The 10,753-nt window shown below is 72.8% G+C and carries 9 protein-coding genes; 6 read left to right on the forward strand and 3 right to left on the reverse strand.

The window, feature by feature from the left end; translation table 11 throughout:
- The first annotated feature begins 50 nt into the window (after nt 1-50).
- The 5 genes from lon to ACWC2T_RS11295 all read left to right on the forward strand — a co-directional run bounded on the left by lon (nt 51) and on the right by ACWC2T_RS11295 (nt 5,507).
- Nucleotides 51-2,474 carry an endopeptidase La gene (lon, locus tag ACWC2T_RS11275; protein ID WP_450670112.1) on the forward strand — a complete coding sequence of 808 codons (2,424 nt, stop codon included), beginning with the start codon at nt 51-53 and terminating at the stop codon, nt 2,472-2,474.
- 108 nt (nt 2,475-2,582) lie between these two features.
- Complete coding sequence (locus ACWC2T_RS11280; RefSeq protein ID WP_450670113.1) at nt 2,583-3,533, forward strand: serine/threonine-protein kinase; 951 nt, start codon at nt 2,583-2,585, stop codon at nt 3,531-3,533.
- A gap of 219 nt (nt 3,534-3,752) precedes the next feature.
- Complete coding sequence (locus tag ACWC2T_RS11285; protein ID WP_450670114.1) at nt 3,753-4,349, forward strand: hypothetical protein; 597 nt, start codon at nt 3,753-3,755, stop codon at nt 4,347-4,349.
- Between the two features lie 196 nt (nt 4,350-4,545).
- Entirely contained in the window at nt 4,546-4,980 is a 435-nt protein-coding gene (locus tag ACWC2T_RS11290; RefSeq protein ID WP_450670115.1) for a hypothetical protein, read from the forward strand.
- A gap of 14 nt (nt 4,981-4,994) precedes the next feature.
- A complete protein-coding gene (locus tag ACWC2T_RS11295) occupies nt 4,995-5,507 on the forward strand; it encodes a hypothetical protein (RefSeq protein ID WP_450670116.1) in 513 nt (170 codons plus the stop codon).
- Between the two features lies 1 nt (nt 5,508).
- Here the strand turns inward: ACWC2T_RS11295 and ACWC2T_RS11300 are convergent, their stop codons facing one another.
- Nucleotides 5,509-7,875, reverse strand: a complete 2,367-nt coding sequence (locus ACWC2T_RS11300; RefSeq protein ID WP_450670117.1) for a SpoIIE family protein phosphatase — start codon at nt 7,873-7,875, stop codon at nt 5,509-5,511.
- A 154-nt stretch (nt 7,876-8,029) separates the two neighbouring features.
- The gene (locus ACWC2T_RS11305; protein WP_450670118.1) at nt 8,030-8,872 is read right to left on the reverse strand and encodes a lysozyme; all 843 of its coding nucleotides are present in this window, start codon (nt 8,870-8,872) and stop codon (nt 8,030-8,032) included.
- A gap of 237 nt (nt 8,873-9,109) precedes the next feature.
- Here ACWC2T_RS11305 and ACWC2T_RS11310 point away from each other — a divergent pair, with 237 nt between their 5' ends.
- The gene (locus ACWC2T_RS11310; RefSeq protein ID WP_450670119.1) at nt 9,110-9,601 is read left to right on the forward strand and encodes a MarR family winged helix-turn-helix transcriptional regulator; all 492 of its coding nucleotides are present in this window, start codon (nt 9,110-9,112) and stop codon (nt 9,599-9,601) included.
- Nucleotides 9,602-9,650: 49 nt separating this feature from the next.
- On the opposite strand, the gene ACWC2T_RS11315 is transcribed toward ACWC2T_RS11310, so the two are convergent.
- Nucleotides 9,651-10,439 carry a protein phosphatase 2C domain-containing protein gene (locus ACWC2T_RS11315; RefSeq protein ID WP_450670120.1) on the reverse strand — a complete coding sequence of 263 codons (789 nt, stop codon included), beginning with the start codon at nt 10,437-10,439 and terminating at the stop codon, nt 9,651-9,653.
- Nucleotides 10,440-10,753 lie beyond the last annotated feature (314 nt).

Raw genomic sequence — 10,753 nt, forward strand, 5'->3', positions numbered from 1 at the left:
CTCCAGCGGTTGAGTCGACATAGCTCAACTTGACTGCCGAAGGGGAGATCATGGCTACTGAGTCATCGGCGTTCACGCTCACCCTGCCCGTGCTGCCGCTCGACGACGAGGTCGTGCTGCCCGGGATGGTGGTTCCGCTGGACCTGAGCGACGCCGAGGTGAGGGCCGCGGTGGAGGCCGCGCAGGCCGCCGCCCGCTCGGAACCCGGAAAGCCCAGGGTGCTGCTGGTGCCACGCATCGACGGCACGTACGCGAAGACCGGTGTGCTGGGCACGGTCGAGCAGGTCGGCCGGCTGGCCGACGGTGACCCGGGGGCCCTGATCCGCGGCCGCAGCCGGGTGCGCATCGGCGCCGGCACCACCGGTCCCGGCGCGGCGCTGTGGGTCGAGGGCGCCCGCATCGACGAGAGCGTGCCGGACCCGCTGCCGGGCCAGGTCGCCGACCTCGTCAAGGAGTACAAGGCCCTCGCCACCACCTGGCTGAAGAAGCGCGGCGCCTGGCAGGTCGTGGACCGCGTCCAGGCCATCGACGACGTCTCCGCACTCGCCGACAACTCCGGCTACTCGCCGTTCCTCACCACGGAACAGAAGGTCGAACTGCTGGAGACCGCCGACCCGGTGGCCCGGCTGAAGCTCGCCACGCAGACGCTCCGCGACCACCTCGCCGAGCAGGAGGTGGCCGAGACCATCGCCAAGGACGTCCAGGAGGGCGTCGACAAGCAGCAGCGCGAGTTCCTGCTGCGCCGTCAGCTGGAGGCCGTCCGCAAGGAACTGCGCGAGCTGAACGGCGAGAAGGACTCGGGTGAGGAGTCCGACGACTACCGCGCCCGCGTCGAGGCCGCCGACCTGCCGGAGAAGGTCCGCGAGGCCGCGCTCAAGGAGGTCGACAAGCTGGAGCGGTCCAGCGACCAGTCCCCGGAGGGCTCCTGGATCCGCACCTGGCTCGACACGGTCCTGGAGATGCCGTGGAACGAACGGACCGAGGACTCCTACGACATCCAGGGCGCCAAGGCGATCCTGGACGCCGAGCACGCGGGCCTGCAGGACGTGAAGGAGCGCATCACCGAGTACCTGGCCGTCCGCAAGCGGCGCAGCGAGCGCGGCCTCGGCGTCATCGGCGGACGGCGCGGCGGTGCCGTACTGGCCCTCGTCGGCCCGCCCGGCGTCGGCAAGACCTCGCTCGGCGAGTCCGTCGCGCACGCCATGGGCCGCAGGTTCGTCCGCGTCGCCCTCGGCGGTGTCCGCGACGAGGCCGAGATCCGCGGACACCGCCGTACGTACGTCGGTGCGCTGCCCGGCCGGATCGTGCGCGCGATCAAGGAGGCCGGTTCCATGAACCCGGTCGTCCTGCTGGACGAGATCGACAAGGTGGGCTCCGACTTCCGCGGCGACCCGGCCGCGGCCCTGCTCGAAGTCCTGGACCCGGCGCAGAACCACACCTTCCGGGACCACTACCTGGAGGTCGAACTCGACCTGTCGGACGTGGTGTTCCTGGCCACCGCCAACGTCCTGGAGGCCATCCCGGAGGCGCTCGCCGACCGTATGGAGATCGTCCGCCTGGACGGCTACACCGAGGACGAGAAGGTCGTCATCGCCCGCGACCACCTGCTCCCGCGCCAGCTGGAACGGGCGGGACTGGGCACGGACGAGGTCGCTCTGGACGAGAGTGCCCTGCGCAAGCTGGCCGGTGAGTACACCCGCGAGGCGGGCGTGCGCACCCTGGAGCGCTCGATCGCACGGCTGCTCCGCAAGATCGCGGCGCAGCACGAACTCGGCGAGCGGGAACTGCCGTTCACCGTCCGGGACGAGGACCTGCGCGCGCTGATCGGGCGCCCGCACCACGTGCCCGAGTCCGCCCAGGACCCGGCCGAGCGCCGTACGTCCGTGCCCGGCGTGGCGACCGGCCTGGCGGTCACCGGCGCCGGTGGTGACGTGCTCTTCGTGGAGGCCTCCCTGGCCGACCCGGAGACGGGCGCGGCGGGCCTGACCCTGACCGGTCAGCTCGGGGACGTGATGAAGGAGTCGGCGCAGATCGCGCTGAGCTTCCTGCGCAGCCACGGCGCCGAACTGGAGCTTCCGGTGGCCGACTTGAAGGACCGGGGCGTGCACATCCACTTCCCGGCGGGCGCGGTCCCGAAGGACGGCCCGAGCGCGGGCATCACCATGACCACCGCCCTCGCCTCCCTCCTCTCCGGCCGCCTGGTCCGCACGGACGTCGCCATGACCGGCGAGGTCTCGCTGACCGGCCGGGTGCTGCCCATCGGCGGCGTCAAGCAGAAGCTGCTCGCCGCCCAGCGCGCCGGGGTCACCACCGTGATCATCCCCAAGCGCAACGAGCCCGACCTGGACGACGTCCCGGCCGAGGTGCTGGACAAGCTCGACGTCCACACCGTGACCGACGTCCGCCAGGTCCTGGAGCTGGCGCTGGCGCCCGCGACGAACGGCGCGGCGCCGGAGGTTCCGGTCGCGGCGTGACGGACGCTACCGGATGAGTGAAGGCCCGGGTCCCGTGAGGGAGGCCCGGGCCTTCGCCATGTGTCGATTACATGTGCCTATAAAGGGATGAGTCGGTAGAATTCAGGCGTGAGTTGGCCCCCCAGGACCCCCTCCGGTCTGATCGGGGCCGAGGTCGCGGGCTACAAGGTGGAGCGCGAACTCGGTCGTGGTGGCATGGCCGTCGTCTACCGCGCCAGGGACCTGCGCCTCGGCCGGACGGTCGCCCTCAAGCTGCTCGCCCCCGAGTACACCAGGAACGACGCCTTCCGCCGCCGTTTCGCCCAGGAGTCCCGGGTGGCCGCAGCCATCGACCATCCCAACATCGTCCCCGTCTTCGAGGCCGGCGAGTACGACGGGCTCCTGTACATCGCCATGTGCTACGTCCCCGGGCAGGACCTGCGCGCCCTGATCGACGGGGAGGGCCCGCTGCGGGTGCCGGTCGCGCTGCGCATCGCCGCCCAGCTGGCCTCCGCCCTGGACGCGGCCCACGCGCGCGAGCTGGTGCACCGGGACGTCAAGCCCGGCAACGTCCTGGTCGCCAAGGGCGTCGACAGCGACCATCCCGAGCACGTCTATCTCACCGACTTCGGGCTGGCGAAGAGGTCGCTGTCGCTCACCGGGTTCACCACCGCCGGAGAGTTCGTCGGCACCCTGGACTACGTGGCGCCCGAGCGGATCGCCGGGCGCCCGGTGGACGGCCGGGCCGACCTGTACAGCCTGGCCTGCGTGGTGCACGAGATGCTGGCGGGCGTCCCGCCCTTCCGGCGGGAGGACCACCTCGAACTGCTGTGGGCCCACCAGTACGATCCGCCGCCGGCGCTCAGCAAGGAGCGGCCGGACATCCCGGCCGCCGCCGACGACGTGCTGAGGAAGGCCCTGGCGAAGGCTCCGGACGAGCGTCACGCCTCCTGCCTGGAGTTCGTCGCGGCCCTGCGGGCGGCCGTCGCCGAGTGCGTCCCCCGCCGTCGTACGCCGACCCTGGTGGACCGCGTCCCGCCACCGGATCCGCCGGCCTGGGCCCGGCCGTTCCTCACCTGATCCCGTACCGCTTACGCGGCTTTTACCCGACGCCTGTGGGTGCGTCAAGTCCCGAGTCCTCGGAACGTGACCCTGATTTCCCGTTCGGGCTTACTTGAAGCACGGCCTCACCGGAAAGGAAGTGAGGCGGTCCGAGGGGAGTGAATCCCCTCCGGTAATCCCCCCGGTAATCCCCCGGTAATTCACCCGGGAAATCCTCACAGCAATGGGAGAAAGCTCATGACTCGTATTCTTCGTACCCACGACGACGCCCGTCCGAAGCGCCGAGGTCTCCGTTTCGCGACCCTCGCCGCCTCCGCCGCACTGGTCACCGGAGGGGTCCTCCTCCCGGTCTCCAGCGCCATGGCGGCCCCGATGCCCACCTCGACCGTGGCCTTCGTGCACGGCGGTGGCGCCGGTGGCGCCGGGGGTGACGGCGGTGGCGGCCTGGTCGGTGGCGGCGGTGGCGCCGGTGGGTCCGGTGGCGGCAGCGTCCTCGGCACCGGTGGTGACGGCGGCAAGGGCGGCAACGGCGGCGACGGCGTGCTGGCCGGCGGTGGCGGCGGTGGCGGCGGTGGCGGCGGCGAGGGCGTCGTCGGCGGCAAGGGCGGCGACGGCGGCAACGGCGGCTTCGGCATCCTCTCCGGCGGCAACGCCGGAAGCGGCGGTGGCGGGGGCGACGGCGTCCTCGTCGGCGGCCAGGGCGGCAACGGCGGGAAGGGCGGCAACAGCATCTTCCAGGGCGGCAACGGCGGTAAGGGCGGCAAGGGCGGCTTCGGTGGCCTCTTCGGCGGTGCCGGCGGGTCCGGCGGAGCCGGTGGCGCCAGCCTCTTCTGACCGGCTCTTGCGACCGGCTTGTCCGATCTGACCGGCTCTTGCGACCGGCTTGTCCGACGGCTCCTGTGACCGTCGACGGGGTGGAGGCCGCCCAGGCCTCCACCCCCACCGGGCCACCGCGCCCACCCCCCGAACCTCTCACCTCGATCACAACACCCTTGATCCAGAACACCCTTGATCCGAAACGGAGTCCCCGATGTTCACCAGCCCCTTCCGGCGCCCCGTCCTCCTCGCGGCGGCCTCCGCGGCGCTCGTCACCGTCACCGCGTGCGGCGCCCAGGCAGCCACCCACGCGGCCCCGGCCGCTCCCACCGGCTACACGGCCCTGGCCCACCGGTCCGGGCACTGCGGGGAGGGGGGTGAAGGCGGCCAGGGCGGCGCGCCCGGTCAGCCGGGCCAGCCGGGGCAGCCGGGCCGGCCGGGCTGCCTCTCGCTCCAGGACCTGCCCGACAAGCCGAAGTCGGACCTCTCCCTGACCGACCGCGCACGGATCGCGCTGACCGTGCTGACCGGCCGGGCCACGAAGGCCGAGGTGGCCAAGAAATACAAGATCTCGGAAAAGGACGTCGACACATGGGAGCGCCAGGTCCTGAACGGCGACTGGCTCGGACTTCTGGACGGCGCTTCGTGAGAAAGGGAAATGGCATGCGCAGGAATTCCTGGAAATTCGGTATCGGCCTCGCGGTCTCGACCGTGGTGATCGGCGGCGGCGCGATGGCCCCGGCCGCGATGGCCGACACCGGCCCCGTCGGCGGCGGGCCGGGCAGCGGCCCTCCCCGTCTGAGCAGCATCCATGTGGACAACGGCAGCGTGCGCATCGGCGACTCGATCTGCGCGGGCAACTGCAACGGCACCGTCAACGGCACCCAGGGCGGCAACGGCGGCATCTGCGCCGGGCTCTGCAACGGCAGCGCCAACGGCGGTGACGGCACCACCGGAGCAGCGGGCCGGAACGGGGGCAAGGGCGGCAACGGCGGGATCTGCGCCGGCGTCTGCTCGGGCAGCGTCAACGGCGGCAACGGCGGGAACGGCGGCGACGCCGTGGGCACCGGCGACGGCGGGGCCGGCGGGCGGGGCGGGAACGGCGGGATCTGCCTCGGCGTCGGCTGCGAGACCAGTGGTCAGGGCGGCCGTGGGGGCAACGGTGGCAACGGCTGACTCAGCCGGCGGCCCGGCGGAGCGACTGCTCCGCCCACACCGTCTTGCCGACCCGGTCGTGCCGGGTGCCCCAGCGCTCGGCGAGCTGGGCGACGAGCAGCAGGCCGCGGCCGCCCTCGTCGAAGATGCGGGCGCGGCGCATGTGCGGGGTGGTGCCACTGGAGTCGTACACCTCGCAGATCAGCGTCGCGTCCTGGTGGATCAGCCGGAGCCGGATCGGCGGGCGGCCGTAGCGGATGGCGTTGGTGACCAGCTCGCTGACCATCAGCTCGGTGGGGAAGGAGGCCTCGCCCAGGCCCCAGGCGGACAGCTGGTCGCAGGCGAGGCGGCGGGCGCGGGCGACGTCCTCGGGGTCGCTCTCCAGCTCCCAGGCCACGACCCGGTCCTCGTGCAGGACCCTGGTGCGGGCGACGAGCAGGGCGATGTCGTCGTCGGGGCGATGGGTCAGCAGCTCGGTGAGCACGTGGTCGCAGACCGCGTCCAGCGACCGCGCGGGCCGGATGAGCGCGGCGAACATCTTGTCCAGCGCCTCGTCGATGTCGTGCTCGCGGGCCTCGAACAGCCCGTCGGTGTACAGGGCGAGCAGACTGCCCTCGGGCAGTTCGGTCTCGGTGGCCTCGAACGGCAGCCCGCCGAGCCCGAGCGGCGGGCCCGCGGGCACGTCCAGGAAGCGCACGGCGCCGTCCGGGGTGACCACGGCGGGCGGCGGATGGCCGGCCCGGGCCAGGGTGCACCGGCGGGAGACCGGGTCGTACACCGCGTAGAGACAGGTGGTGCCGATGCCGCCGGCGGTCTCGGCGGTGGGGTCCGTGCTGCCCTCGTCGGCGGCGAGCCGCAGCACCAGGTCGTCGAGGTGGGTGAGGAGTTCGTCGGCCGGCAGATCGACGTCGGCCAGGGTGCGCACGGCGGTGCGCAGCCGGCCCATGGTGGCCGAGGCGCGGATGCCGTGGCCCACCACGTCGCCCACGACGAGCGCCACCCGCGCCCCGGACAGCGGGATCACGTCGAACCAGTCGCCGCCCACCCCGGCCCGGGTCGCGGCGGGCAGATAGCGGGTGGCGATCTCCAGGGCCGCCTGGTCGGGCAGTGTGTGCGGGAGCAGGCTCTGCTGCAGGGCCATGGTGGTGGTGCGGTTCCGGCCAAAGGCGCGGGCCTGGCGGATGCCGTCGGCCGCCCTGGCCGTGAACTCCTGCGCCAGCCGCAGATCCTCCGGGCCGAACGGCTCCCGGCCGGGGCGCCGGCCGAACAGCGCCACCCCGAGCGTGCTGCCCTGGGCGAGCAGCGGCACCGCCAGCAGTGAGCGCGCCCCGGACGCGCGCAGCCACGCCGCGCCCGGATCCACCGCCGCCCACTCGGCGACGAGCGGGTCCGCCGTGTCGTACAGCAGCGGCCGGTCGGCCGTCAGGCACCGGGCCGGGGGCGAGTCAGGCGGGCAGACGACGGCCTCGCCGACGCCGCTGCCGTAGGCCGGCCCGACGCCCTCGGGCACGGCGCGCAGCGCGGCGCGGCGCAGCACGACCGGGCCGGGCCGCGGGGCGGGTTCCTCGCCCGTGTCGCGGGGGGTGTCGAGCAGGTCGACGGCCATGACGTCGGCGAGCCGGGGGACGGTGACCTCGCCGAGCTCCTGCGCGGCGCGGGCCTGGTCGGCGGCCGTGCCGACGCGCGAGCCGCTGTCGGCCGCGGAGCGTTGCCCGGCGGCGGAGTCCTGCGCGGGCGTCTGCGTGGACAGGCAGACGGCGCGCACCCGGCCGTCGGCGTCCTTCAGCGGGGTGAGTACGACACCGCGGCCCAGTTCCGCGCCGAGCCGGGCCCGGGCGTCCTGCGGGCGGCCGGTCTCCAGCGCGAGCCGCATCGAGTGGTCGGCCTCCTCGCTCGCGGCGCCGGGCACGATGTGCGGCAGCCGCAGTCCTCGCATCGCGGCCTCGGGCAGGGCGAGGGCGTGCTCCATCCGGCGGTTGGCGCGCACCAGCCGCAGATCGGCGTCGAAGATCCCCAGTGGGAAGGGGGACTGCAGGAACGTCCACTCCTCCAGCGGTTCGCCCCGGGGCGGCTGGGCACGGGCCGAAACGGCGCTCACCACGAGCCAGTCGGTGACGCCGGTCTCCGAGGTCCGGCGGTGCGCGAGCACGCCCAGCTCCAGCAGCCGGCCGTCGCGGTGCCGCAGCGGGACAGTGCCGTTCCAGCGGTCCCGGCCGGCGACGATCCGCCGGGCCGCCGAGCCGTCGGTGGCGAGGAGCGCGGTGGCGGGCCGTCCGACGACGGCCGGTGAGTCGTAGCCGAGCAGCCGCTGTGCGCCCTCGCTCCACCCCGTGAGGATGCCCTGCTCATCGATGGTGGCCGTGGCCGTGTACGTCGACTGTCGCTCCATCGCCGCTCATCTCGCCCTTGCTCGGCAGGCTCACCTCCAGCATGATCCCGGCCGGCGGTGAGCACCAACGCAGGGTGTCCCCTGCCCGGGGAGGCCCTGTCCCCGCCCGGGCAGGCAGGGGACAGGGCGTGGACGAAGGGGCAGGACGGGCGTGTCAGCCGTTGGCCAGGGCCTGCACCCGGTCCAGCGCACCGTTGAACTTGTCGTGGTCGCCGACGGTCGGGCCGGAGGAGGTGTACTGCCACATGGTGTAGTACGACCAGCCGGCCGGCAGCGTCCCCGGGTCCGAGGCGTAGCGGGCGGTCCAGAGCGGGTTGTTCGACGCGAAGCCGCCGTAGTTGCCGGTGCAGTCGCTCCACCAGCTGGTGGCGGTGTAGATCACGGCGTCCCGGCCGGTGAGGGACTTGTAGGTGTTCAGGAAGTCGGCGATCCAGCTGACCATCGCGCTCGCCGACTTGCCGTAGCACTCGGCGCCGTACGGGTTCCACTCGATGTCGAGCGCACCGGGCAGGGTCTTGCCGTCCCTGGACCAGCCGCCGCCGTGGCCGACGAAGTAGCTCGCCTGGGTGGCGCCGCTGGTGGTGTCCGGGGTCGCGAAGTGGTAGGCGCCGCGGATCATGCCCACGTTGTACGAGCCGTTGTACTGCTGGGCGAAGTACGGGTTCGTGTAGTACGTGCCTTCCGTCGCCTTGGTGTACGCCCACCTGACCCCGCTGTTCCACAGGGTCGACCAGGCGACGTTGCCCTGGTATCCGGCGACGTCCACGCCCTCGGTCTGGGTGACGGCGCCGGCGGCGGGGGTGCCGTGCCGGCCGTCGTGCGCGAGGACGCCCATGCCCATGTGGGCGGAGCCGCGGCCGGGGGTGGTCGCGGCCTGGGCCGAGGTGAGGGGGAGGGTGAGCGAGAGCGCCGCGAGCAGGGCCGTGACCAGGACGGCGAGGGGGCGCGGGCCGAGGGAGCGGGCGGAGCGGTCGGAGCCGGGTCTGTGCACGGGCATGACGTGCCTCCGGGGAGTGGGGTGGGGGGAACGTGGCTGTGACCGTGTACCGGATGGCCGCACTGGCGTGGGCATGCCAGTGATGGCCTGATAAGGAAGCTACGCACGTAGATGACGGCGTGGGAAGGGGGTCCGGGAGCCGCCGTTGGTCTAGCCCTGCGAAATACTTACGGAGCTGCGGCAATGACGACTTTTGGCAGAAACTTTCAGTAGGCGAAACCGAGCAGGGGTGCTGACGTGCACGAGGACGGATACGGCGACGCGCATCGCGGCGCCCACCAGACGACGCCCAGTGGTGCAGACCAGGAATTCCTGGCACTGGAACGGGAGTTGACCGTGCTGCTGAGGCGGGCCCGGGCCAACCAGGGCGAGATGGCCCGCGAGGTCCATCCCGACCTGGAGTCCTCCGCGTACGGCCTGCTCATCCGCCTGGACGAGTGCGGCGGCCAGCGCGCCACGGAGCTCGCCGGCTACATCGGCGTCGGCAAGGCCACCATGTCCCGCCAGCTGCGCGCCCTGGAGGAGCTGGGCCTGATCGCCCGCGAACCCGACCCCGCCGACGGCCGCGCCTGGCTCGTCACCCTGACCGAGGAGGGGCGCGGCCGGGTCGGCAAGGTCCGCGAGGCGCGCCGCGCCCGCTACGTCCGGCAGCTCGCCCACTGGGACCGCCGCGAGGTCGCCGAACTCGCCCGGCTCCTGCACCAGTTGAACGGCGTCATGGAGAGGTAGGGCCGTCCCCGAGGGGGCCGCGTGGCAGCAGGCCGGAGCCGGCGGGCGCTCAGAGCTCCACGTAGACCACCGTCGCGTCGTCGTGCGTCTTGCTCCGCCCCAGGAACGCCCGCTCCTCGCGGTCCGCCAGCTCCAGCTCCCGCACCCGGTCCACCAGCGACCGGGCGCCGTCCTTCGCGATCGTCCCGAACAGCGCCTGCCAGTCGCCCTCGTGGAACTTCTCCGTCCAGCGGGTCGCGCCGTCCGTCAGCGCGACCAGGGCGCGGACCCCGCTGCGGGGCACCGAGCCGGCGACCGCACGGTCCGCCACCGAGGGATCGGCGGCGGCAGTAAAGAAACCTCCCTCTTTGTTGCGCAGGGTGGCGTCCACCAGGGCGTCGGTGGCCAGCGCGGAACGCGGGAGCCGGGCCAGCCGGTCGTCCAGCACCGGCGTGACCGTCCCGTCGGCGCCCTGCAGCAGCAGCGCGGAGTCGGACAGCACCAGGTACTCGACGGTGTCGGCGGACCAGCGGGCCAGGGCGACGGTTGCCTGGGGGGTGCGCGGGTGAGAAAGTTCACAGGTTTGCGCGTGGGTCTCGGCGGTGCGGCCGATCGCTCGCGCCAGAATCTCCGGGAGCGTCAGATCTCGGAGCGAAACGGTCAGTTCGGTCAGTGCGCCGCCGAGCCGGGCGGTGAACCAGGGGACGGAATGCAGACACCCCGTCCCGCCCCGTGGCGGAGTCACCCCGTCCAGGACGATCGCACAACCGCCCTGTCCGGAAGCGGGTAGTCCGACACCGGCGAAGTCCTCGTTGGGTCGGTTCGCGTCGCCGGGTTCCGAAACGAGATCAGTTCGCATTCAGCCAGTCTGCACGACCCCTTCACAGGATTCGCCAAAGGCTGCCAACCGTCGCCGAATTGGCACGAGACCGCAGGTCAGCCGCCTGGTTTGGGGTGGAATGAGGCACTCCGGGAAGGCGTGGTGGCGAATACTGCCAAAGCCTGCCCCGCTCGTCCAACCGGCATGCCGGACAAGGGCGCCGCACGGGCCCGGGGAACTTGCCCGCCAACTCCCCTCCGATGTTCACTCCTTCGGGTGGCGGGCCAGGTGATGCGCGACCACTGCTCACCGGCGCTGGGAGGGTCGGGAACGGTACGAACCGGGTGTAGGCA

The organism is Streptomyces sp. NPDC001393 (genome assembly GCF_053597455.1).